Consider the following 22,951-nt stretch of genomic DNA (forward strand, 5'->3'; position numbering starts at 1 on the left):
AAATAAATTTTAAGGAATACGCCTCGCACTCTATTGGCTTACGCCACCTCTTCTTCAGGAATATACATGTAGCCAATACCGCGAATGGTTTTGATACGAGCTTCGCCATCGCGGTTCGGCCCAAGCTTCTTACGCAAGTTGCTCAAATGCATATCCAAGCTGCGATCAAATAGCGTGAGCGAGCGCTGCATAGACTGCTCAGCCAAACGATTTTTATCCACAACCTTGCCAGCATCCCGCGCCAGAACGCTTAAAATATTGAATTCCGTCACCGTTAAGTCAATGACTTCACCGTCGCGACTCACTTGGTGCTGATCGAAATCTATAGTCAGTTCATCTAACTGGACAGAAGACGAAGCGACCGCATTCGATCTCCCACGACGCAAAATAGAGCGCAAGCGAGCCGATAGCTCGCGTGGATTACAGGGTTTGGGAATGTAATCGTCAGCGCCAATTTCTAGGCCCTCGATACGATCCATCTCATCGCCCTTAGCCGTCAACATAATCACCGGCAACTCACTGCGCTTGCGTATGCCCGCTAAAATTTCCAAACCATTCCCACCGGGAAGCATAATATCTAGAACAACCGCTTGATAACGACCACTCAGGGCTTCGGTCAACCCTTCGTCAGCAGTATGTACCGCGGTTACTTTGAACAATTCGCGCTCCAGATAACGACGCAACAGAGCACATAGCTCCTCATCATCGTCGACTAGCAATATGTTCATGCATCACTCCATTTTGCAGTTTTCGATCACACTAAACTCGGCTGATCATAACTAAACGATATATTAAAACCATACTACACGCCTGTTTAATCTTTGCGCGAGTGTTGTTCAACAAAAATGATCGCAGCGGCCACCGTTTGTTCAATGCTATCTCTTGTGCTTATCAATTCATCAGGAGACATATAAAACGCCATATCTACTTCATGTCGAATGTAGCGTGGGGGCAAACGATTTAGCGCCACACAAGCAACATCGGCCATATACTCAGAATCGCGCCTAACCTCAGCGTCTAAAGGCCGATCCTTAAGTTGTCGAAGTATTTCCTCCGCAACCAGCTGCTCATAATAGTTACGAATGTGATGACTGATACTCATTTTAAACTCCTCGCCTGAGCAACATTTACTGCCTGACAGCACCAAAGCATAGCAGTTTGAACAATTACTGCTTTACTAAAAAGGAAGCCTAACAGCTTATCAAATCAGGCCAGATGGTGACTCTATGAAGACGATTAGTGACATTATGATCACCGAGCTTTTCACGCTCACACCCCAATGCACGCTTTTAGATGCAGAACGCTTAATGCGCGAACACCAGGTACGCCATATCCCAATCATTGACAATAACCGTCGTCTCGTAGGTCTATTAAGCCAAAAAGAATTCTTACGAGAAGCATTTCGTATTACCGACAAATTCGGTGCTCACCATCTACAAGATTATTTTAGCCGCACAGAGATAGGAAGCTGCATATCAGCCGATATAACAACCGTGGCTCCGGGTGTCTCGCTTAAAGCAGCCGGAGAAACCCTGCGACGAGAGAAACAAGGCTGTCTCTTGGTTGCTGATGCCGACGACAAACTAATCGGCATCGTGACCTCGCAGGATTTCGTGCGTTTAGCTATTCGACTACTGGAAAGTGACTAACTTACATTCTAGGAACGAGCAATAATCCAAAAGCATGCCGTCGCTGCGATCCCTAATGAACTGGTACTCATTATCCATCGGGGGTACCAAGTTCGTCCTCGCAATACCAATAAAACAGGCAGCGCTAGCAGTACAATGACTAACTGACCAAGCTCAACGCCGATATTAAAAGCGATAACGATTAGCACCGGTAACGCCTCACCATCACTCAATAACTCTGCTAGAACGCTCGCAAAGCCCATCCCATGCAGTAACCCAAAGACGAACACCAGCAACGAAATTTGGCGAACCATCGGCCAAATATTATTCAAAGCGGCAATAGCAACAGAAAAAGCGATACCCAATTCGATCCAGTAACTTGGCAACACCACCCACTTCAATGCAGTTGCCGTTAGTGTTATGGAATGGGCAAGAGTAAACATGCTGGCTAATAGAGCTGACTGTTTTAAAGCCGATCGGGTACTCGGTTGCGGTAACCATTTACCATCAACTCTTACCAAAACCGATGTCAGTAGTAGCGTTAATAAAAATAGTACGTGGTCAATCCCCTTCCAGATATGTACAACACCCTCCACGATGAAAGTTACCATGGTTGAGAGTGAACTATTACTCGCTGGATTAACCACCACAAAGCGCGGTTCATTCGCTAGAATTTTAGAGACTAATTGACCATCATAATTAAGATTAATCAAAAGTTTATGCTGGCTATCAAAATCCATAAATGCTGAGTAATAAATAGAAAACAACTCAGGATTCTGGCATATAACATTAAGAGGAACACTTAGATAGGCCTCGCCGTAATGACTATCTATACTCCAATTAGAAGGTATATTAACGATACAATTCTGTTTGTTTTGTTCGACTGAAAAATGGCGTTTAAGATAAATTACGATTTCATTTTTATGCTGCAGTAATTCTCCCCAAGTCACCTGGCCGTTATGATTAGAGTCAATACCAATAGCTCGCTCAAGATCAAATAAGCGTAACTGTAAATCTACTTGCAATATCGAATCGTCACCGATCTTTCCCGTTAAAAAAGCAGTACTTGCTTGATGTGCATGAACACTTGAGGCGCTAAGAACACTCAAGAGAAAAAAACGCAGGATAAACATTATTCGAAACCCTCTACGCTAGATTGCGCTAGTGAATTGCGCACCAATGACAATAGCCGTTCATCTTCGTAGCTCTTATTTTTTTGCCAATTGATATTGGCCCAACGCTCAGCTTTGCTAATGTCTTTTTCAATCTCCAAGTAAAATCTAGCCATTTCACTCGCGTGCAATTGATCATTGCGCTGCTCACGTAATGCAACTCGATCACTCATGATGTCTGTCCAATACGACGACATCCCCAACGACGATTCAGCAATAGCTAGACGCAACAATAAAGCATCGTCCTTATCAGTATTACTAGAAACAATAGGGCCCAATACATCAATCACACGCTGAGGCTCATTGAGTACCAATTGAATATCGCTCCATTGTGCTAGGAAACTAAGTGTTAGTGTTGCAGGAGCACGCCTGTTCATCATTGCATCTAACCACTGCGAAGCGACATCCCACCGTCCTGTTTGCATCGTCCCTTCGGCAAGAATCTGTGCAAGCCATATGGCGCGATCATCGTTAGGCCAACCTTGCTGAATAATCATATTTTCTATTTGACTTAACAGTCTGGCATTCACATTACCTTGAGCTTCGGACGAACAGGCGGCAATCGTTAATACATCTGTAAGTCCGATCATGCGAACACAGCTAGACTTAGCCGCAGCGCTGTCGCCCTGTAAGGTATAAAGGCGAGCCAATAACAAATGCGCGCTGATATGTTTCGGCTGCTGTAAAATTAATTTTCTCAGAGTTTTAATCGCTCCTGAAAACTGGTGCTGGTATTGATCAATACGGGCATGTACAAATAGACCGCGAACGGAAGACTGCTCAGATTCAGGTAACGCTTGAAAAATGCTCTCAACCCGACTGTAGCGGTATGCTTGTCCTGGTTGATTAGCAACTCTTAATGCTTGATCTATCTCCTCGAATATTTCTACGACACCCGTAGCTGAAAAATCACGACTAACAGTGGTAGGAACTCTATCAAGCGGCCACTCAGCAATAATTTCGTCAGCGTGAGTAGGCACCCATTCAGCCTGAGCCAAAAGCGGTAAAAATAGAGACAGTACTGAAATAATTTTTTGCTTCATGCTTTTTATAACTCCGGCAAAAAACCGCCGAGTAATCTACTCGGCGGCTAGTTACTTATTCGCCGTGCAGCAAATAATCAAACGAGTATTGATCAGTATTATCATCAATTATTAAATCATTAATGGCTACTGGCTCACTCTCTGCGTCTGCATAAAAGATGTCATCAACCAAGCCGGCTAACGTTACTCTATTAGGATCAGACCGCTTTTTATCGTCATCGAACACATCCGAACAGCCAGATAAAAGTAAAGTACTAGCAGCTAATGTGGATAAGATAAACTGGGTAGTCATTTTCATATTCATAACCTCTCGCCTATGGATTTACTGAGCCAGCCAATGGCGCTTTCAAATATGGAAATTCATTATCAACATAAGTTGCATCGAGTGGTGCAAGATCGCTGAAAGGCTGATCACCCACTGGCGCGTCACTCGGCGTGCACAAACCTAAATCATCAGTAGCAGTGCCGTCACCATCGAGGTCTACCGAGTGACATAGAGCACCCATAACAACGCGCAATGCAATATCAACTACATCATCACCTGGACGACGTCCATTTGGAAAACCGGCCAGATCACCTGCAACAACACCAAACGCACTCTGATCGGCAGCTGGTGTTGCATCAATACCCGTATTTAATCGCAGCATTTCAGAACCGGTCACGGTAGCCAACTGGTTAACACCAGGAAATCCTGTTAAAAAGGCGGTGACTAAATCATTGCGAGGAATATTTGATGGCGCGATATTATCGGTAGCGCCAAGTGGCGTTCTAAATAGGATATCAAGTAATGCAGGCAATGTAGGATGCGTTACATAATCTGCAAATTGACCGTCATCCTTTGGTTCAGAAGAAGAGAATAGATCCTTATCATTTAAACCAATCACCACTTCGTTAACGAGTGGCATACCTAAGCGAGAAACCTGCACTAAAGCCCCGCCATCGACTGAAGGCTTATCAATTGTTGCTTGCGGGTTCAAAATACGTGCCTGCGGTAAACTCGCGGAAGTCCATCCACCCACAACGCCATTTCCGCTACCAGTAATGCACGACTTAGGCACTTCTAGAGCAATGGTAGTAACGTTCTTATCGAGTAAATCATCGTTACTATCACTTTGATTAGTACCATTATCCAACGGTACATAATTTACCAAATCAAAAGTGCGACCTAAATTAACGACAAATGCATCTTTTCGCTGTCCGACAAACACTTTACTGCCCGTATCACAACCAGGAATAGTAATGTCATGAATAAATGTGGAAGCATAAGTATCATAATCTGTGAACGATTTCTCTCCGATATTATCGAGAGGCTTTGAGAAGCTGGTTCCATTATCACCCGTTAAATCTGACGCAATTCCATCGCGGCGATCACCTTTAATTAATTTAACGGTGTAGGTTTCCTTAAAATTCACACTGCCATCATTATCAACATTACCGAAGTTCTTGAGTGGAATGCCAACTTGCTTGGCATTATCACCTTCGCCAATCGTCAGAGCTACGCCACCGCTAACACCCAATGCCTGCTGGAATTTAAACTGAAAGGTTAAATCTTCAATGGCATCGCCATCGTTATCAATATGAATTTCATAAACCGCATTAGGGTCCATTGCGAAATAGTTCGGGCCACCATAACCATCTTGCAATGGAATATAATTTGCGATGAAAGTTACAAAATCCTCCCGACCATCTTGATAGCTATTAAAAGCATAAAAATCGGTAGAATCGATGGTAGGTAAGCGAGTAACGTTGGGAGCCTCGCGATGACTAGAGGCTAATGCAGCTTCGCTACTAACCAAACCGGCAATGGCGATAGCCAGAGCTGAACGTGTGATGGAATTCTTCATAAGCGTACCTTTTTGAGATGAGTTAACAATTCAATCCCAAGAGATACGCTGCAAGTTTTAGTTTGGATGCAAATAGGCCAAGTTAAATTTACTACTTACTTTTTTTAGGGCGCTGCCAGCCACTAATATTGCGCTGTTTACTCCGAGCAACAGCCAATTCACTGTCCGCAACATCTTTAGTTAATACTGAGCCTGCGGCTACCGTTGCACCAGCACCCACCGTCACAGGAGCAACCAAAGACGAATTGGATCCAATAAAAGCACCATCACCAATATTGGTCTGAAATTTATTTACGCCGTCGTAGTTGCACGTAATAGTACCGGCACCAACGTTTACATCTGCCCCCAATGTGGCATCACCAATATAGGTTAGATGGTTTACTTTGGAGCCTTTACCAATATGGGATTTCTTAATCTCGCAGAAGTTACCAACACGCGCGCCCTCCGCCAGCTCCGCCCCAGGACGAAGACGAGCATAAGGGCCAACATTACAATCCAGTTCTAGGCGAGCCTCGTCAATCAGCGAATAGCTCTCTATGCGCGAGCCAGCACCAAGGTGGCTGTTACGCACAATGCAGTAAGGGCCGATAGTAACGCCGTCTTCAATCGTTACGTCGCCCTCAAAGATGCAACCGACATCAATACTGACATCAGACCCGACAGTCAGTGATCCGCGAATATCGAGACGACTTGGATCCGCTAAAGAAACACCATCGCGGAGTAAATTATCTGCCAGCTGACGTTGGTAAACGCGCTCAAGTTGCGCCAACTGTAGGCGGTCATTCACGCCTTGAACTTCAAATTCGCTATGCGGATGAATTGCGCGCACACCCACACCATTCGCCACCGCCATGGCAATCACATCCGTTAGGTAGTACTCACCTTGAGCGTTATTCGACGACAACTTAGGCAGCCATTCATGCAAATGGGCTGCAGACACAGCCAAAATACCGGTGTTCACTTCATTAATTCGCAGCTGTTCCGCCGACGCGTCTTTTTGCTCCACTATCGCCAGAATATTGCTAACCTCATCGCGAACGATGCGACCGTAGCCAGTAGGGTTATCGAGATGAACCGTCAACAGCGCCAACGTGTTGCCTGTACTGGCTATTTTAACCAACTGCTTCAGGGTCTCAGCGCGTATCAACGGCACATCACCGTACAACACCAGTACCACAGCATCATTGGCGATCGCAGGCATCGCTTGTGCAACCGCATGCCCAGTGCCTTTTTGCTCAGCTTGCAGCGCCCAGCTCACATTCTGATTGGCGAATTCTTGCTGCACTTGTTCAGCACCGTGCCCTATCACCACATGCTGATCTGCGTGTTCCAACTGACGAGCGCTAGCCAACACATGCGCTAACATTGAACGGCCTGCCAAAGGGTGCAGAACTTTGGGCAAATCGGATTTCATGCGCGAGCCTTTACCGGCCGCAAGAGTAACAACTGCTAGGGTCATAACGATGGGTATCCGTATATACGATCAACAAAGTGAAGATGGAGAAAATAAATTGCAGCCATTCTAAGCCCTCACGACTTGGAAGCAAACCAAGCACAATTAACGCCCGATTGTTGAAAAAGGCGCAAAAGTACTATTTTCGCAACAATGAACAGGTTTTATTCCAATAAAAAATCACTTGCTAGAAGCTATTTTAAAACATTCGTCTCACCGCCGAATTGGCTTAACCAATTGTCATCTAAAATCACTAGGCAAGATATATAACACTATGATTTTTAAAAAGAAAAAGCGCATCGTCATACTATTGAAAACAGAAATCACCAATATCTATTGTCTTGCTTTTAAACTTAAGCAACAGACCTGTACAAAAGGGCCAAAAACTCAAGGGAATTGGAAAGGATATTATGAGCCAATCGACTTTTATGCATAACCGCTGAATTTTCATAATGAGCGCTTTGTGATTAAATCTAATCGTATCAGCGTCGGTTCTAATAATAAGAAAACAATCGTTCCCTTAACGAGAAAACCTAAGCTGAAGATAACTAAAATAACGATGCATTCTCAAACACGAATTCCGCTCATTAATGCTCAACACAGCCATTGATAGCAAAAAGCTGATCAACAGGATAGATCTGTACTGTGCTTGAATAGATGCCTGCCTCGTTATTTTTCTGGAAATCCAGAGAACATCCAGCTGCTGCGTTCCTAATAGGGACTGACAGCGGCTGAGAATACAACCCAAAAGAACTCCAAGATTCTTGATGGTTGTCACTGTTATTAAGAGTGCCGTCATTGCACCAGGAGCTATATTGAATGTCTGCTTTAAACTCTCTGACCACGTCATTGCTACACTTTGCGTCCAGTCAACTTACCCGTCAGGGCGCCAAGAAGATGCTCGAATCGAGCAAACAATTGGAGAGTATTCAACGCGCTAAACTGCATTCGACATTAGCACTCGTTGCAGGTAGCGCTAGTGGTGAGCAGCACAACGTGCCAGCCGACATGTCGCTAGAAGAATTCCAACAGCGCATCCCTGTTACCGACTATGATCACTGGCATGACATGATTGTCGAGCAGCAAAAAAACAATCGTCCGATGCTAACCAGCGAAGGCTGTGAACGCTACCAACCAACCAGTGGTTCAACGTCTAAAATCAAATGGATTCCTTATACTCAGGCATTCTTAAATGAGCTAGACGGTGCGATTAGCCCTTGGATGTCGGATCTGTACAGCAGCTTTCCCGGTATCAAAAAAGGTCGTCACTATTGGTCGCTATCTTGGGTTCCGAGCGATCTACGCAACCAAGTCAGCGAGAGCATTAACGACGACCTGAAATTACTGCCTTGGTGGAAACGCATTTTTATGGCCCGCACCATGGCCGTGCCGGAAGCCGTATCGCTAGCAGAATCATCAGAAGAATCCTTCTTCGCGACCTCGTGCTACTTAGCTTCGTGTACTGATTTATCGTTTATTTCGGTATGGAGCCCAACGTTTGCCATGAGTATCTTGCAACTGATGCAAGAACACCGTGCCGCTATCGCTGAAGTGCTACGTACTGGTGAATGGGTTGAACCGTTTAAAACCCTAACGTATTTAGAAGCTCCAAAAAATCTTGAAGCCGCCAAAATCATGGCCGCTTGGGATGGTGAAATATCGCCGAAAATCACCAAAGCGCTTTGGCCGAACCTTGCATTGATCAGCTCTTGGGACACATCGTCATCAAAAGGCTGGGCAGAAAAGTTACATGCAATTTTTCCCCATAGTGGCTTTCAAGGTAAAGGTCTATGGGCTACTGAAGGCGTCGTAACCTTCCCTCTTGGCGACAAATATCCGCTATCGCTCAATAGTCACTTCTACGAATTCGAAGACTTAGAAACCCAAGAAATTTTAACCGCTTGGCAATTAAAAGAAGGGCAACGTGTTCGCCCAATTTTGACCACAGGTAACGGCTTACTGCGTTACGCCACGAAAGATCAATTGCTAGTCACTGGCTTCATTAACCAATGTCCATGCTTGCAGTTCATCAGCCGTATTGACGGCGTCGACATGGTTGGCGAAAAACTCGCTCCTGATGTTGCCGTTAATTTGATTAACGAATTTGACGGCAAACATGGCATAGCACCAGTCACCTTATTAGCACTGCCATCCAACGAATTCCGCGCCAAACCAACCTATGCACTGTTATGCAGTGGCGACGAAAAGGCTAAAGCTCACGGAGCTGAACTCAGTGCGCAATTAGAAAACAGCCTTTGTCAGCACTTCCATTACAAGCTTGCACGAGAGCTAGGCCAGCTCGCCAAGGCCGAACTGTTAATCGTAGATGACGCAATGGATGTATATACCAGCCATAAAATTGCTGGCGGCATGGTCGCCGGTAACATTAAAGTCGAGCCATTAGTGTTATGGCAAAGCGAGCCGTTACCTGAGGCGTTAAAAGTGTCGTTAAACGAACACACGGAGCGCAGTGCATGAGTCAGCGCTATGTTATACGCCCAACAGTGCCTGAAGATTCCCAGGCGCTACTGGATTTACTTGGCGATACACCGCAAGAAGGTAGCATTCAGTTAAATTTTGAACGTCAGCCTAATTATTTTTATGCCACTTATATAGGCACGAGCGATCCTGATCTTTGGGTCATGGAAGATACTCAAGAAAAAATCATTGTCGGTGCTTTCAGTATCGGTAAGCGAAATGTATTTATTAATGGTGTCCCGCAAGCAGTGCGCTACGCCAGCGATTTACGTATTCATCGTAGCCAGCAAGGCGGACGCGCTCTTTATCGGATGTTCAAGCATTATAAAGAGCAAACGAAAGATGAATGGATGCAAACGGTTATTCTCGAAGAAAATAAAGCATCAATGGATACCGTGAGTAGTGGTCGAACAGTGCTTCCTACTTATTACCCCGCGGGGCGATATCGCACCAATATGATTGATTTGCGCCGCACTGAAAAGCGTAAAATAAAGCATCATGTTCGTCGCGCAACTGCCGATGACGTTGTCATCATGCAAGCATTCTTCGATAAGGAAGCCCGCAAAAAGCAATTTTACCCTTGCTATGACTTTTCATTAATAGGTACCGATAATGACTATTATCGAGATATTCGCTTAGGCGATTTCTTCCTTGCCTTCGAGAGTAATGGCGACCGCCAAAATCTCATTGGAATGACTGGTTTATGGGATCAAAAGAATTTCAAGCAAACGCGCATTGCAGGCTACGCTAACGGCATGCAGTACATTCGACCGTTTTATAATCTCTATACCAAGATATTTGGCGGGTTAAGCTTGCCACCTGCAGGCGCATTAACGAGTTATCTATACTTGCATAGTACTGTAATCGCCAATAACGAATCCGAGACCTTTGCCGACCTCGTCGCCTTCGCGCGTCGTGAATTAAAAAACACGCGCTACGATGCTTTAGTCTTTGGATTCGATGTTAATGATCCTTTACACGCCGTCGCGAACAAATACAAAAAGGTTGAATTGTTTAGTCGCCACTTTCTTACATTCTATGGAGAGGATCCCGCGAGCGAGTTGGATTCTGACCGCATCATGTATTTAGAAACATCTCGTCTGTAGGAGCAGTAGTGTGCAGAAGAAGAAAGATTACATAGCAATGTGGTTCAATGTTCGCAAACAGTTAGGTATTAGCGATGAAATACATGCGGGTTGGTACGATCACAATACTAAAACTATGCAATGGACGAGCTATGAACATGCAAAAATGGATGGTATGGGATTATATGCTCACGAATTGAGAAAATATGGCTATCCTTGCACACCACTACCAACCAATCGTGATACCAGCGAACCTAAATTTTTTGATGTATTGAAGAAACAACGTCAAGGAAAATACCAAGATACGGCTCCAAAGAAAATTCGTTGGAAGGAAACCTTTGAATATTCTAACAGCGATCGCGGAGAGCTGGAGTGTATTATTCTTGATGAAGCTGCAACCTTAAAATTGAAAGAAAAAGCAGCGGCACAGAATGTTTCCGTAGCAACCACTATATTCTACTCATTAAACAAAATGGTTGCCTCTGAACTTCTTGACGGAGAACAAGAGTATTATTGGTTTTATCCTGTCAATATGCGTGGCGGTGTAAAGCTAGAAGATGAAACGATGAACCATTCATCTGGCTTTAACTTAGCACTTAACACTAAGTCCACTGCCAATGAAATCCAAGATATTGTGCGAGACAAACTAAAATCACAGAGCCATTGGATGCTGTGGAAGCTTGCGCATATTGGTAAGTGGATTGGACACGCCGGCGTTAAACGTATTTATACAAGTTCGAGCAAAAAGAATTTTTTCGCAGGGTCACTCAGTTATCTGGGAAGCTGGCCTATTCCCGATGAAAGAAATTCTGGAGAACGAAAAGACGACGTATTGGCATGCTGTGGTACAGGATCAAAAAACTATCCGATTTCGACGGGTGTTACTGAATGGTATGGAAAAATGTCTATAGCCCTCAAGCTACATCCGTATATCGGCAAGAAGCCAGGATTAACCAAACACTGCCTAGAACAATGGCAAAAGTATTTAACGGACAGTAACTAAGCATGAAAATCTTAAGAACCCTTACTTTGGTGCTGATCGTATTACTTATTGGCGGTGGCGCTGGTTACTATTTTTACACCAATGCACCAAAACCGGTGGTTACCGAAAAGCCCGTTATTATTCCACAAGTGCCCTACATCGAAGTTGAGATCGCAAGCCAATCGATTCCCGTATACACCCGAGGAATAGTGACGGCCGCAAAGGTACACAAAGTGGCTAGCTCAGTATCTGCTTTGGTGGTGAATGTTAGTGACTCTTTAATAAAGGGAGCTTTTGTTAATAAAGGCGATATCTTAGTTGAACTTGATGAAGCGCATATCATCCTCGACATTGCGCAACAGCAGGCGACTTTAGATCAAGTGAAACTAAAGCTGGAGGAAGTTGAAGCCAATGCGCGAGTAGCAAAACGCCAAACTGGAAAGAACGCATCGGAATACGCTCGCTTTGTTCCGCAATTACGTTATGCAAATAGCCAAGTCGCGGCGGCGCAAGCCGCACTGGACTATGCCTACAAGCAGCTAGAAGAAACAAAAATTCGCGCTCCGATTGACGGTAAAGTGATTGAATCTTATGTTCATCAAGGCGATTTATTACAAGCATCTGCACCAGTTGCCGTTATCTATAGTATGAACCAAGCGGAGATCCGTTTGCCGATCAATGACCAACAGCTCGACATCATCGGTTTCAAAGATCAGCTCAGTTCGGAACAAGGTCCACGCTTCACTCCTGTAGTAAAGCTAGGTAGCTATCAAGATGATGGGCAATGGACTGGGTATATCGTCCGTAAAGACGGTGAGCGCGGCCAAAACCAATTAATGTATGTCGTCGCTCAAGTGAATGCGGACTCTATGATCAATGCTTCCGGGAAATCGTTACTACCTGGGTCGTTTGTCGAAGCCGAAATTAAAGGAAGAGTGATCGACGATCTGCGCATTTTGCCTCGCGAAGTTCTGCAGCCTGGTAACATTATTTGGTTGCTGGATGACGAAGATCGCCTCCACTCGCAAGAAGTTGCTGTGATATATCGTGGTCGCGATCAAGTATATATCGATACTCTACTACCAAAAGGTACTCGTGTTGTGTCTGGTGGTTTCCATCGTTTGGCCGAAGGCACGCGTATTATTCCTGTTAGCCAATCCAGCAATAGTAATAACTGAGGTAGATTTATCGTATGAAATCCTCAATTAGCTGGTTTGCTAACAACCCAGTTGCGGCTAACTTATGCATGATTTGTATTTTAGTTTTAGGTTTCCTGTCGATACCTGAAACACGTAAAGAGTTGCTGCCTAACGTCTCGTTAGAACGTATTAGCATCCAAAGTAAGCTGCCTGGTGCATCGGTTGAAACCGTTGAGTCGAGCGTATGCCGCCCTATTGAAAATCGTATTTATGATATTCAAGGGACTATTGATCTTACCTCTTATGCTTACGAGGGAATCTGCTCGATCACCCTTGATGTTGATGAAGGCTTTGTTACTAAAGAAATCGTCGATGAAGTAAAGAGCCGTCTAGAAGCAAAAGATTTATTACCAAAAGAAGCAACAACACCTGACGTTGTCGAGCTGACAGTACGAAACCGCGTTGCTAAATTGATTCTTAGCGGCCCTGTTAGTTATTCCGTATTAACGGCTTCAGCTCGGCAATTACGCACCGACTTACTCGAGTTTAGTGCGGTGAGTATTGTTGAACTCGAAGATATGAAAAAATCGGAAATCCGCATCAGCATTCCCGCTTTCAATTTGCAGAAATATCAAATTAGCTTTGATGAAATAAGCGCAATGATTCAAAAGCAGTCGGGGTTTTTACCCGGGGGCATGCTACAAACGAGAGAAGGCGACGTACTCATTACCAGCGATGCCTATCGAGATTCTAGTGAGAGCTATGCCAATATTGTCATCGCCGCCGACCCCGACGGGGGCGAAGTTCGGCTGGGCGATATCGCCGATATTATCGATAACCGTTTCAGTAATCTGCCCCAAGCTTCTTTTGATCGTCAACCAGCGGTATCCATCGATGTATTCCGTGTTGGCAACCAAAATATTACCGATATTTCGGATGTCATTCACAATCACTTGGCCGACAGTAATTTACCGCAAAACGTGAAAGTGTATGTCTGGCAAGATGAATCGAAAAACTTCCAAAGCCGCGTGGACCTATTAGTAAGCAACGCATTTAGCGGTCTGGTACTGCTGTTTATCGTTTTATTATTATTTTTAAGCGCGCGCTTATCTTTCTGGGTGAGTCTAGGTATTCCAATCGCTTTCCTTGGGACTATCTTTATTCTTCCGGTGTTCGATGTATCCATCAATATTGTATCGCTATTCGCATTTATCCTTGTACTCGGTATTGTTGTCGACGATGCAGTGGTTGTCGGCGAATCTATCCATCTACAAAATCAAAAAGGTTTGCATGGCACTGAAGGCGCATTACAGGGCGTATTCGAAGTCTATAAGCCGATCTTTTTCGCAGTTGCCACAACCGTTGTCGCCTTTTTGCCATTAGTGAGTTTACCTGGACCTGAAGGGAAGCTAATGCGAGCCATCCCTATCGTTGTGATCAGCACACTAATATTCTCATTAATAGAATCCTTATATATTCTTCCGGCGCATTTATCTGGTACGCACAAGAATGAGAAGCCGGGCAATAAGGTATTAACAGCGATTCAAAATGTTTTCTCTGTTTTTCTAGATACATTAATAAAATGGGTTTACACCCCGGTATTGACTGTATGTTTGCGCAATAAAGGGCTTGTAGTGCTGACTTTTACCGTCGTTTTCGCATTGTTCATTGTGTTGCTTAGCCAAGGCTGGATTAAAACCGCTTTATTTGCGGCTATTGAAGGCGATGTCGTAGTTGCTAATTTTGCCTTCCCTGAAGGGTCGCCGCGTGAAAAAACCGAAAAAGCGTTAAGACACTTAATTGCTGCAGCAGATCAAGTTCAAGCTGAATACGAAGCTAAAGACGCCAGTGCAATTGAACATATTTACTCAGTTGTTGCACCAAAGAATACTTTTACCTCTTACAGTGTAGATAAAAGTATGGATCATAAAGGTCAGGTCATTATTGAACTGCCCTCTTCTGAAACTCGGACCTATAGTGGCCAAGATGTATTAGCCCGCTGGCGCGAACTCGCTGGCGACATCCAAGACACCACCAGTCTGAAATATAGCGCAAGTTTGAATCCGACCAATCCAGATATTCAAATTGAATTCTCTGGTTACGACATCGACGACTTAATGAGTGCGGCCAATCAATTAGCCAAGAAACTACGCGATTACGATGGCACTTTCGATATTCATACATCTCAAGAAGAAGAGAAACAGGAAGCCGAAATCAAACTCAAAGACAACGCTGTAGCGCTTGGTTTAACTCTTGAGAGCGTTATCCGCCAAATTAACCGCGCTTTCCAAGGGAATGTCGTACAGCGCATTCAAACCCAAGATGATGAAGTCGAAGTCTGGGTTGGCTTGCCAAAAGATGAACGTTCTTCGCCTTGGTATTTAGAAAACATGCATATCGAATATGCACCGGGCCAGTACGTTAGCTTATCGACCATTGCCACTATCGAATATCGTCCGTCTAAAACTCATATTAAACGCTATGACCGTAAACGCGTTATTTCAGTGAGTGCATTCGTTAACCCTGCACAAAATTCAGTGAAAAACATTCAAACTGATTTAGCGACCAATTACCTCGACGGCTTAGTGAAAACCATGCCCGGCATTAACTGGGATGTTGGTGGATACCAGCGTGCAGTCACTTTGTTCTTAGATATTTTAATGAAGTACTACCTGTTCGCTATTTTAGCCATGTACCTAATGATGGCGGTTTTGTTTTCCTCATATAGCCAACCACTGTTGGTGCTATATGCGATTCCTTTTGGACTCCTTGGTTCGGTTACCGGTCATATCCTTCTCGATCTAGAATTAACCCTATGGTCATTCGTGGGAATGGTGGCCGTTAGTGGCGTGGTGGTAAACGACAACTTAGTATTGATTGATTACATCAACACCCAACGCGCTAAAGGCGAGAATGTGTTTGTCTCGGTGTGCGAAGCCGGTCGTGTTCGTTTCCGCCCTATTATGTTGACGTCTCTCACTACCTTCGTTGGTTTGGCCCCACTTATTTCGGAAACCAGTGTGCAGGCACAGTTCTTAATTCCAATGGCGGTGTCGTTGGCTTTCGGGGTGGTATTCGCCACACTTATTAGCTTGTTATTAGTGCCAGCAACCTACTTAATGATGGTCGAATGGCAAACAAGCGTGTTGCGTCTGTTTAAACAAACACCAAGCGGTAGTTCCGATGATCCCGTTGAAGCGGCATATCAACGCGGCTTTGAACAAGGTACGCGCAACGCCCGCAAGGCAGTGTGTCCATATGAAGATGACGTTCTTAGCTCTAGCTGGGAAGCTGGCTTAAACGACGCAAGAAACCTTTAAAACTAAAAAGCCGCGTATGAGAGAATGCAAAAATCTCCTACGCGGCCTTATTAAATATTTATCCATCCCATTTTTGCTTGAAGCAATTATTCTTCTGCGGGCAAGTCTTGCTGCGACTGCCAATTAACACGCTGCCAGTAACCAATTTCGTTAATCAAAATAGCCGTTAATATATACATGGCTAAATACAAGACATAAGCAGCGCTCATCCATATCATCCCCTCAATCAGGCGGGCGACTGAATCGACGTTAAGTAGCACATAGACGGCAACGATTTTACTCACGTTAGCACCAACCAAAGCCAACCACCACAACGGCAGCAACCAAGAATCTGGGACAAAGTTGTGATGCTCAGGAGCCGATCTATGGCGCATGGACGCAAGGGTGCGCAATGCTAAAAAGATACAGCTCAGCATGCGCATAAAGATAATAAGAGTATTTTTTATAGTATGCGGCTTCTCGTCGTATAGGCAGACTAAATTGCGCACCGCATAGAAGAGCCAGTAGCCAAAGAATATACCGAGCACACCGGTCAGGCTGATTTGCGTAATACGAATAAGACTATCTAGGGCAATACGACTTTGCAACCCAGCATCTAATTGCGTGATTATGTCAGTCGCAGCCAGCCCATGAAGTTGTTGCAAGGTCATAAAACCATGAATAAAACCGGCAACACACAGTATTCCTGGTATTGCCATTACCCCAATAATGACACGATTCAAGAGATGCAAATCGTAGAAAGGGTATCGCTTGTAGGCCATTATAATACTTATCCTTTTAGGCTATCGTCGATCGCTATGCTGAAACTGCACTTACCAATTAATGGTAATTGTCTCAGCACGTCGCAAAAGCACAAGGATAATTCATGCCGTTAATGGCTCAACTGCCACATTTCAGCATAATCAGCGCGTAATATTCATTACTATCGGTCCAAATATTCGTACACTCAAACCCACAAGACCCTGCCATATCAATCAAGTGCTCTAACCGATATTTGTAAGAGTTTTCGGTGTGAATTGTTTCACCACTGCGCAAGGCGATAGTGTTACCGGCAATATTAACCATCTGATCGATGGAGCTCACAAGGTGCATTTCGACACGAGAGAGAAGATGATTGACAACAATTTTGTGTTCGAAACGATCTTCGTTAAATTGACCATCTAAGGTGCGATTTAGGTGACGCAAGACATTCTTATTAAATGCGGCAGTAACACCTTGAGAGTCATCGTAAGCGGCTTGCAAAATCGATTCATCTTTTAGTAAATCGACACCCAATAAAAAATAGCCGCCGTCACCTAAAGTCGAACGCACTCGACGCAAGAAATCATTGGCCTGCTCAGGGGTGAAGTTGCCCATACTCGACCCTGGAAAGAAAGCCATTTTCGTACCGGCATTTAACAGCTGATCCGGCAATGCGATGTCTTGAGAATAGTCGACACATGCAGCGTAAATATTGAGCCATTCGTAGTCGTCGAGTAGGCGTGAAGCGGAAGCGATTAAAAACTCGCGACTAATATCCATAGGTACATAACACTGTGGACGTAAGGCTTCGAGCAGCAAGCGAATTTTAATACTCGCACCACTACCGTACTCCAACAAAACAGAGCCACGCCCGATAATTTCGGCGATTTCATCGGCGTATTCGCGCAGTAAACCAATCTCAGTTCGTGTTAAATAATATTCAGGTAGATGGGTAATTTCTTCGAATAAACGTGAACCACGTTCGTCATAGAAATATTTCGCCGGTAAGGTTTTCTGACTAGAGTTTAAGCCAGCTAATACCTCTGAACGAATATCAGCCGGAGCAGGTAAATCATCAAAAATTTGTAATGCCTGACGTTCCATGGTCATCCTCTTTTATTTAAGGTCCGTAATAATTGCTGCGTTAACTAAAAACGCGCTAAACGAATGCCGGTAAATTGCCAGCGCTCATGGGGATAAAAGAAATTGCGATACGAAGCTCGAGCATGAGCAACAGGCGTCAGACAAGATGCTCCGCGCAACACCATTTGATTACACATAAACTTGCCGTTGTACTCGCCAACAGCACCGGCGGCGGGTTTGTACTTGGGATAAGCTTGATAAGTACTACTGGTCCACTGCCATGTTTCACCAAAAAGTTGTTGCAGCGATTTGTTGTTCGCTGCACCTTGGGGATACCAATAAGCCGACTCTTGAAACCCACCAACAATCGCATGTTTTGACGCCACGAGTTCCCATTCTGCTTCCGTCGGTAAACGAGCACCCGCCCAGCGCGCATAAGCGTCAGCTTCATAAAAGCTCACATGCGTCACCGGATTATCTAATGCCAGTGGCTGGTCGCCGTGCAAACTAAAACGACGCCAGCCATCAAGCGTCTCACGCCAATATAAAGGTGCTTCAATGGCATTTTGTTGTACCCAAGCCCAGCCGTCCGCCAACCAAAGATCTGGGCGCTCATAGCCATCATCTGCCATAAACTCTAAATATTCGCGGGTCGTAATTAAGCGATGAGCGATCGCGCCGTCACTCACTAAAACCGAGTGTCGCGGCCCTTCGTTATCAAACGAGAAGCCATGCCCTTGATGACCAATACTGTGAATACCACCACCAAATTCGTGCCAGCTTATTTCTTGGTGGACAAATTTGGTCTCATTCATTGGCGCAGCATAAGCGGGGGCAAGCGGGTTCACAGACCAACAATATTGTAGATCTGTGAGTAACAGCTCTTGGTGCTGTTGCTCGTGATTAAGACCCAGTTCAATCAGGGGCCAGAGGCGAGTATCAGCCAATAGAGCCTGCATCGCTTCATCAACCCAGAGACGATAGCGCAGAACCTCAGCAAGCGAAGGACGTGATAACAAGCCGCGCTTATCGCGAGGGTATGGCTTGCCTATGCCGTTGTAATAGCTATTAAAAAGCTGTTCAAACAGGGGATTGAAGGGGCGATAACCTTTCAGATTGGGTAGTAAAACGAAGGTCTCAAAAAACCAAGTAGTGTGGGCTAGATGCCACTTCGCGGGACTAGTAAAAGCCGCCGCTTGCAACTCATGATCGGCAGGCTCCAACGGCGTACATAAGGCCAAAGTTGTTTGCCTGATTGCGTGATACGTATGCGATGGATCGTTCATTATGCTCTCTTGGTCAATCGGTCATTATTAACCCTGACCTCTGAGAGCACATAGTGCAAGTCTTAGTCGGTTAATTTTCTCTAGGCTCAAGACAAGCGCGCGCGCGCATCGCCATGTCATCTAAGAACCGAGCGTAGCCATCTTTTGTCACAGAAATATGACTACCTAACGGATCAAGTTCTGCTCGATTCACTGGCAAATCACCGACGACAGAATCCACCAGCGCTGGAGTATATTCAGGTTCGCTGAACACACATACGACTTCGCCATTGGCTAGCTGGTCACGCATAGCTTGCAAGGTCCGAATGCCTGGTTTTTGTTCAGGCGACAAGGTAAAAGCCCCCAATTGCAATAGACCTCGCTCACTAACCCAGTGGTCGTAGGCGCGGTGAAATACGAAAAAGCCTCGCTGTTGTAAGCCCTGTAGTTGCTCCTCACTGAATTGTACGGAGGCAGCCACACTCTGCGCGAACTCAGAGTTGTCATGCCCCAACAATGCCGCTAGATCAGCTTGAGCCGCCAAAGCAATCACAGTCGAAAACCAAACATGAGGATCGTCACTTTGCCCCTCTTGGCGATAAATGGCTAAGTTAATCCAATGTTTGTCGGGCCAACGTTTAGCAAAACCACGCAAATACGGCTCAGCCTCTGGACCAGCCCAAAAAATAATATCGGCATTTTGCAATCGGTCGATATCGGACGGTCGCAAGCTAAAGTCGTGCGGCGTCATACCCGCTGGCACTAGCACTTCAAGCTGCTCGGGAGGAACCGTCGATGCCGCAATTAAGGCTAACGGATGCAGTGTTGCCAGCACATTTAATGGCTTGGGCGCACTCATGGCGGGAAATGTTAGGGTAGATAAAACAACTAAACCCAACAAATAACGCAAATTCTTCATTGTCTCGCAGCCTAGGTATCGTAGAATTGCTACATTATAACCTAAGGTTTACGTCATGACTTCTACTGTCTACGCACCGCATGATCATCACACCTGCATAACGGCAGCTTTAGCTAATGCCAAGAACTTGTGTGAATCCCGTGGCGCGCGCTTAACTCCAGTGCGTAAACGCGTATTAGAGTTAGTTTGGCAAAATCATAAACCGACAGGCGCTTATGAACTGCTACCGCAATTAGCCCAAGACGGCTTCAATTCAGCGCCGCCAACAGTCTATCGTGCGTTAGATTTTCTATTAGAGCTTGGTCTGATTCATCGCATTAGTTCGCTCAACGCTTTTATTGGCTGTGCTCATCCTGGGCAAGATCACACAACGGGGTTCTTTATCTGCCGCTTGTGTGGCAATGCACTGGAACTATCACCCGAGCGTATGCAAGACGTTAACACTCGCCTCGCAGAAGAATTAGGAATTATTATAGAAGAACAAACAATCGAACTCTCCGGTCTCTGCCCTAGCTGCCAACATTCAACTGCAGCTGCTAACGGGGCAAATGCATGAACGCATCGTCAGCATTAATTGAAGCGCAAAATCTGCGCTTAGCCTTACGCCAAAAAGTCGTGCTTGATGATATATCGCTAAAAATTGAGCCCGGTAAAATCATTACCTTGATCGGCCCCAATGGCTGCGGTAAATCTACTTTAATTCGCGTATTACTAGGCTTAACGAAAGCCGATAGTGGGCGCGTATTACAACGCCCTGATTTACACATAGGGTATATGCCGCAACGCTTGGCGCTAGATGAGCGCATGCCTCTAACCGTCGGTGGTTTTTTACGTCTGGCGCGTGGCGCTAAAAAAGACCAAATCCACTACTGGCAAGAACGTTTAGGTATCAAAGCTCTGGAACAGCAATCCGTTCACAATCTCTCTGGTGGTGAATGGCAACGCGTGTTGTTGGCACGTGCTCTATTACTCAAACCGCAACTACTGGTACTTGACGAGCCAGTTCAAGGCGTGGATGTGCAAGGCCAGTTAGAGTTATACCAACTGATTCCAACTTTGCGCGATGAGTTAGGTTGCGCGGTGTTAATGGTGTCTCACGATTTGCATTTGGTGATGGCTGCCACCGATGAGGTGATTTGCCTGAATGGCCATGTCTGTTGTTCTGGCCATCCTGATAGTGTCTCGCTCGACCCTGCTTACTTGCAGCTGTTTGGTAAGCGCGAAGCGCCAATCGCCCATTACACCCATCATCACGATCATGCGCATTGCATTGATGGGCATGTCGAACCAGCTAATACCTTATCGGTTGATCACAAACACCACCGGCACTGCAATCATCACTCAGGATCTAACTCATGATGGACTTCACCACACCTTGGTGGACGATGCCGTTACTGGCAGGGATTTTACTGGCTGCCACCACTGGGCCGCTCGGTAGCTTTGTAGTTTGGCGACGCATGGCATTTTTTGGCGATACTCTCGCACACGGTGCGTTATTAGGTATCACCTTCGGTGTTCTCACCGATATCAATCTGACCTTGGCGTTAATTATTGGCTCAGTATCGTTAGCCTTAATACTGCTGCCACTGCAACGTGGCTCGCGGTTATCATCCGATACTTTACTCGGTATCGTTTCCCACGGCACGCTAGCGGTAGGCTTAGTTGCGCTTAGCTTAACAGATGGGATTCGGATCGATTTAATGGGATATTTGTTTGGTGATTTACTCGCCGTCGAGAGCCAACATACTCTATGGCTTTTGCTCGCCGCCATCAGCACTGGGCTGTTGTTACTTTGGCAATGGCGTGCGTTATTGGCCGTCACGGTTAGCCCTGAACTGGCTAGTATTGATGGTCACCCAGTCCAGCGTTTGAATTTATTGCTGGTATTGATGCTGGCAATCGTTGTTGCCCTAGCAATGAAAATCGTCGGCATTTTACTGATCAGTGCGCTACTCATTATTCCGGCGGCAGCCGCACGTAGCTTTGCTCGCACACCGGAGCAAATGGTGGGTCTATCGAGTGTTGCTGGTGTAATTTCAGTGCTACTCGGTATGTGGGCATCTTTTCGTTGGGATACCCCCGCAGGACCAAGTATCGTGGTTGCCGCGATGCTCTTGTTCTTAGCGAGTATTCCTGCAGGCCGCTTACAAGCAGCGCGCTAATATCTAACGCGGCATACTAACGAGCTGCTGCATAACGCCCGTTAGTCTTTGCGGATCTAACGGTGGTTCGATATAACCTCGATACTGCCCTGCGGGATCAATCAATACTATATTGGCCGAATGATCCATCAAATACGCTAAATCACCATCGCGTTCGACACGCGCAAAAAACGCATTCACTTCCGTTGCTAACGTTTTAAGCGCCGCAGGGTTGCCAGTTAATGCCATAAAGCTGGGATTAAAGTACCCCATGTAAGGTGCCATCGACGCCGGTGAATCGCGCTCGGGGTCAACACTCACCAATACAACATTAAATTGTGCCTGCACATCCAACGGTAAGCGCTTCCAAGTCCTGCTTAAATTTGCCAAGGTCATTGGACAAACATCTGGACAGTAGGTGTAGCCAAAGAAGAGCAAACTCCAGCTTCCTGATAATTCGCTAAGATGAAATGAGTTACCGGTTTGAGCACTAAACTGACCGTCAGAAATAGGAATTCCGCGGCTAAAAATACGCACGCCATCAATACCAACTGCCGAAGGCCCATTCAGCCGCGCTAGCGCCCCACCAGTAATCATTGCAGACACTAACAAAAAAAAGAGCACTGAAGCGAAAATACGCTGTGTTGCGTTCAACATC

The 22,951-nt window shown here is 45.5% G+C and carries 21 protein-coding genes; 9 read left to right on the plus strand and 12 right to left on the minus strand.

Annotation, left to right across the window (positions count from 1 at the left end; genetic code table 11):
- Positions 1-38: 38 nt before the first annotated feature.
- Together UXZ23_RS07495 and UXZ23_RS07500 are read right to left on the minus strand one after the other, a co-directional pair.
- Positions 39-728: a response regulator transcription factor gene (locus UXZ23_RS07495; RefSeq protein WP_320819991.1), complete on the minus strand. Its 690-nt coding sequence runs from the start codon at positions 726-728 to the stop codon at positions 39-41.
- 86 nt (positions 729-814) lie between these two features.
- Positions 815-1,102: a late competence development ComFB family protein gene (locus tag UXZ23_RS07500; protein ID WP_320819992.1), complete on the minus strand. Its 288-nt coding sequence runs from the start codon at positions 1,100-1,102 to the stop codon at positions 815-817.
- Between the two features lie 124 nt (positions 1,103-1,226).
- On the opposite strand from UXZ23_RS07500, the gene UXZ23_RS07505 reads away from it, so the two are divergent.
- Complete coding sequence (locus UXZ23_RS07505; RefSeq protein ID WP_320819993.1) at positions 1,227-1,649, plus strand: HPP family protein; 423 nt, start codon at positions 1,227-1,229, stop codon at positions 1,647-1,649.
- Between the two features lie 8 nt (positions 1,650-1,657).
- Here the strand turns inward: UXZ23_RS07505 and UXZ23_RS07510 are convergent, their stop codons facing one another.
- From UXZ23_RS07510 to glmU, 5 genes are all read right to left on the minus strand, one after another.
- A complete protein-coding gene (locus UXZ23_RS07510) occupies positions 1,658-2,761 on the minus strand; it encodes a HupE/UreJ family protein (RefSeq protein ID WP_320819994.1) in 1,104 nt (367 codons plus the stop codon).
- Positions 2,761-3,843, minus strand: a complete 1,083-nt coding sequence (locus tag UXZ23_RS07515) for a hypothetical protein (protein WP_320819995.1) — start codon at positions 3,841-3,843, stop codon at positions 2,761-2,763. The genes UXZ23_RS07510 and UXZ23_RS07515 overlap by 1 nt, the downstream gene beginning before the upstream one ends.
- Before the next feature lie 55 nt (positions 3,844-3,898).
- Positions 3,899-4,147 carry a hypothetical protein gene (locus UXZ23_RS07520; protein WP_320819996.1) on the minus strand — a complete coding sequence of 83 codons (249 nt, stop codon included), beginning with the start codon at positions 4,145-4,147 and terminating at the stop codon, positions 3,899-3,901.
- A gap of 10 nt (positions 4,148-4,157) precedes the next feature.
- Positions 4,158-5,687 (minus strand): DUF4331 domain-containing protein, encoded by a 1,530-nt coding sequence (locus UXZ23_RS07525; protein WP_320819997.1) that lies wholly within the window; start codon positions 5,685-5,687, stop codon positions 4,158-4,160.
- Between the two features lie 91 nt (positions 5,688-5,778).
- Positions 5,779-7,146, minus strand: coding sequence for a bifunctional UDP-N-acetylglucosamine diphosphorylase/glucosamine-1-phosphate N-acetyltransferase GlmU (glmU, locus tag UXZ23_RS07530; protein WP_320819998.1), 1,368 nt, complete (start codon positions 7,144-7,146; stop codon positions 5,779-5,781).
- Between the two features lie 813 nt (positions 7,147-7,959).
- On the opposite strand from glmU, the gene UXZ23_RS07535 reads away from it, so the two are divergent.
- Genes UXZ23_RS07535 through UXZ23_RS07555 form a run of 5 tightly spaced genes read left to right on the plus strand, consistent with a single transcriptional unit; the run spans position 7,960 to position 16,144 of the window.
- A complete protein-coding gene (locus UXZ23_RS07535) occupies positions 7,960-9,618 on the plus strand; it encodes a GH3 auxin-responsive promoter family protein (RefSeq protein WP_320819999.1) in 1,659 nt (552 codons plus the stop codon).
- Entirely contained in the window at positions 9,615-10,724 is a 1,110-nt protein-coding gene (locus tag UXZ23_RS07540) for a hypothetical protein (protein WP_320820000.1), read from the plus strand. Before UXZ23_RS07535 ends, UXZ23_RS07540 begins: the two co-directional genes overlap by 4 nt.
- Positions 10,725-10,734: 10 nt before the next feature.
- Entirely contained in the window at positions 10,735-11,706 is a 972-nt protein-coding gene (locus UXZ23_RS07545) for a hypothetical protein (RefSeq protein ID WP_320820001.1), read from the plus strand.
- Between the two features lie 2 nt (positions 11,707-11,708).
- Positions 11,709-12,863 carry an efflux RND transporter periplasmic adaptor subunit gene (locus tag UXZ23_RS07550; RefSeq protein ID WP_320820002.1) on the plus strand — a complete coding sequence of 385 codons (1,155 nt, stop codon included), beginning with the start codon at positions 11,709-11,711 and terminating at the stop codon, positions 12,861-12,863.
- 14 nt (positions 12,864-12,877) lie between these two features.
- Positions 12,878-16,144, plus strand: a complete 3,267-nt coding sequence (locus UXZ23_RS07555; protein ID WP_320820003.1) for an efflux RND transporter permease subunit — start codon at positions 12,878-12,880, stop codon at positions 16,142-16,144.
- An 86-nt stretch (positions 16,145-16,230) separates the two neighbouring features.
- Here UXZ23_RS07555 and UXZ23_RS07560 read toward each other — a convergent pair whose 3' ends face one another.
- The 4 genes from UXZ23_RS07560 to UXZ23_RS07575 form a co-directional block, all read right to left on the minus strand.
- Entirely contained in the window at positions 16,231-16,905 is a 675-nt protein-coding gene (locus UXZ23_RS07560) for a DUF4328 domain-containing protein (protein WP_320820004.1), read from the minus strand.
- A 118-nt stretch (positions 16,906-17,023) separates the two neighbouring features.
- Positions 17,024-17,989 carry an L-histidine N(alpha)-methyltransferase gene (egtD, locus tag UXZ23_RS07565; protein ID WP_320820005.1) on the minus strand — a complete coding sequence of 322 codons (966 nt, stop codon included), beginning with the start codon at positions 17,987-17,989 and terminating at the stop codon, positions 17,024-17,026.
- Between the two features lie 44 nt (positions 17,990-18,033).
- Positions 18,034-19,254 (minus strand): ergothioneine biosynthesis protein EgtB, encoded by a 1,221-nt coding sequence (gene egtB, locus UXZ23_RS07570; protein ID WP_320820006.1) that lies wholly within the window; start codon positions 19,252-19,254, stop codon positions 18,034-18,036.
- A gap of 70 nt (positions 19,255-19,324) precedes the next feature.
- The gene (locus UXZ23_RS07575) at positions 19,325-20,152 is read right to left on the minus strand and encodes a metal ABC transporter solute-binding protein, Zn/Mn family (protein ID WP_320820007.1); all 828 of its coding nucleotides are present in this window, start codon (positions 20,150-20,152) and stop codon (positions 19,325-19,327) included.
- 55 nt (positions 20,153-20,207) lie between these two features.
- On the opposite strand from UXZ23_RS07575, the gene UXZ23_RS07580 reads away from it, so the two are divergent.
- From UXZ23_RS07580 to UXZ23_RS07590, 3 genes are read left to right on the plus strand one after another with little or no spacing between them, the layout of a single operon-like run.
- Positions 20,208-20,708, plus strand: a complete 501-nt coding sequence (locus tag UXZ23_RS07580) for a Fur family transcriptional regulator (protein WP_320820008.1) — start codon at positions 20,208-20,210, stop codon at positions 20,706-20,708.
- Positions 20,705-21,511, plus strand: a complete 807-nt coding sequence (gene znuC, locus UXZ23_RS07585) for a zinc ABC transporter ATP-binding protein ZnuC (RefSeq protein ID WP_320820009.1) — start codon at positions 20,705-20,707, stop codon at positions 21,509-21,511. The genes UXZ23_RS07580 and znuC overlap by 4 nt, the downstream gene beginning before the upstream one ends.
- Positions 21,508-22,314 (plus strand): iron chelate uptake ABC transporter family permease subunit, encoded by an 807-nt coding sequence (locus UXZ23_RS07590; protein WP_320820010.1) that lies wholly within the window; start codon positions 21,508-21,510, stop codon positions 22,312-22,314. The genes znuC and UXZ23_RS07590 overlap by 4 nt, the downstream gene beginning before the upstream one ends.
- Positions 22,315-22,317: 3 nt before the next feature.
- Here the strand turns inward: UXZ23_RS07590 and UXZ23_RS07595 are convergent, their stop codons facing one another.
- On the minus strand, positions 22,318-22,950 hold the full coding sequence (locus UXZ23_RS07595) for an SCO family protein (protein ID WP_320820011.1): 633 nt from the start codon (positions 22,948-22,950) through the stop codon (positions 22,318-22,320).
- Position 22,951 lies beyond the last annotated feature (1 nt).

The organism is Thalassolituus sp., from assembly GCF_034111725.1.
Taxonomy (GTDB): domain Bacteria; phylum Pseudomonadota; class Gammaproteobacteria; order Pseudomonadales; family Oceanobacteraceae; genus Thalassolituus.

What these genes read in the sequence shown, in the direction of transcription:
- glmU (WP_320819998.1), bottom strand. Translation starts at nt 7,146, where the DNA reads ATGACCCTAGCAGTTGTTACTCTTGCGGCCGGTAAAGGCTCGCGCATG.
- UXZ23_RS07535 (WP_320819999.1), top strand. Translation starts at nt 7,960, where the DNA reads ATGTCTGCTTTAAACTCTCTGACCACGTCATTGCTACACTTTGCGTCC.
- UXZ23_RS07595 (WP_320820011.1), bottom strand. Translation starts at nt 22,950, where the DNA reads ATGTTGAACGCAACACAGCGTATTTTCGCTTCAGTGCTCTTTTTTTTG.
- UXZ23_RS07580 (WP_320820008.1), top strand. Translation starts at nt 20,208, where the DNA reads ATGACTTCTACTGTCTACGCACCGCATGATCATCACACCTGCATAACG.
- UXZ23_RS07515 (WP_320819995.1), bottom strand. Translation starts at nt 3,843, where the DNA reads ATGAAGCAAAAAATTATTTCAGTACTGTCTCTATTTTTACCGCTTTTG.
- egtB (WP_320820006.1), bottom strand. Translation starts at nt 19,254, where the DNA reads ATGAACGATCCATCGCATACGTATCACGCAATCAGGCAAACAACTTTG.
- UXZ23_RS07495 (WP_320819991.1), bottom strand. Translation starts at nt 728, where the DNA reads ATGAACATATTGCTAGTCGACGATGATGAGGAGCTATGTGCTCTGTTG.
- UXZ23_RS07550 (WP_320820002.1), top strand. Translation starts at nt 11,709, where the DNA reads ATGAAAATCTTAAGAACCCTTACTTTGGTGCTGATCGTATTACTTATT.
- UXZ23_RS07575 (WP_320820007.1), bottom strand. Translation starts at nt 20,152, where the DNA reads ATGAAGAATTTGCGTTATTTGTTGGGTTTAGTTGTTTTATCTACCCTA.
- UXZ23_RS07540 (WP_320820000.1), top strand. Translation starts at nt 9,615, where the DNA reads ATGAGTCAGCGCTATGTTATACGCCCAACAGTGCCTGAAGATTCCCAG.
- znuC (WP_320820009.1), top strand. Translation starts at nt 20,705, where the DNA reads ATGAACGCATCGTCAGCATTAATTGAAGCGCAAAATCTGCGCTTAGCC.
- UXZ23_RS07560 (WP_320820004.1), bottom strand. Translation starts at nt 16,905, where the DNA reads ATGGCCTACAAGCGATACCCTTTCTACGATTTGCATCTCTTGAATCGT.
- UXZ23_RS07500 (WP_320819992.1), bottom strand. Translation starts at nt 1,102, where the DNA reads ATGAGTATCAGTCATCACATTCGTAACTATTATGAGCAGCTGGTTGCG.
- UXZ23_RS07590 (WP_320820010.1), top strand. Translation starts at nt 21,508, where the DNA reads ATGATGGACTTCACCACACCTTGGTGGACGATGCCGTTACTGGCAGGG.
- UXZ23_RS07505 (WP_320819993.1), top strand. Translation starts at nt 1,227, where the DNA reads ATGAAGACGATTAGTGACATTATGATCACCGAGCTTTTCACGCTCACA.
- egtD (WP_320820005.1), bottom strand. Translation starts at nt 17,989, where the DNA reads ATGGAACGTCAGGCATTACAAATTTTTGATGATTTACCTGCTCCGGCT.
- UXZ23_RS07510 (WP_320819994.1), bottom strand. Translation starts at nt 2,761, where the DNA reads ATGTTTATCCTGCGTTTTTTTCTCTTGAGTGTTCTTAGCGCCTCAAGT.
- UXZ23_RS07525 (WP_320819997.1), bottom strand. Translation starts at nt 5,687, where the DNA reads ATGAAGAATTCCATCACACGTTCAGCTCTGGCTATCGCCATTGCCGGT.
- UXZ23_RS07520 (WP_320819996.1), bottom strand. Translation starts at nt 4,147, where the DNA reads ATGAATATGAAAATGACTACCCAGTTTATCTTATCCACATTAGCTGCT.
- UXZ23_RS07555 (WP_320820003.1), top strand. Translation starts at nt 12,878, where the DNA reads ATGAAATCCTCAATTAGCTGGTTTGCTAACAACCCAGTTGCGGCTAAC.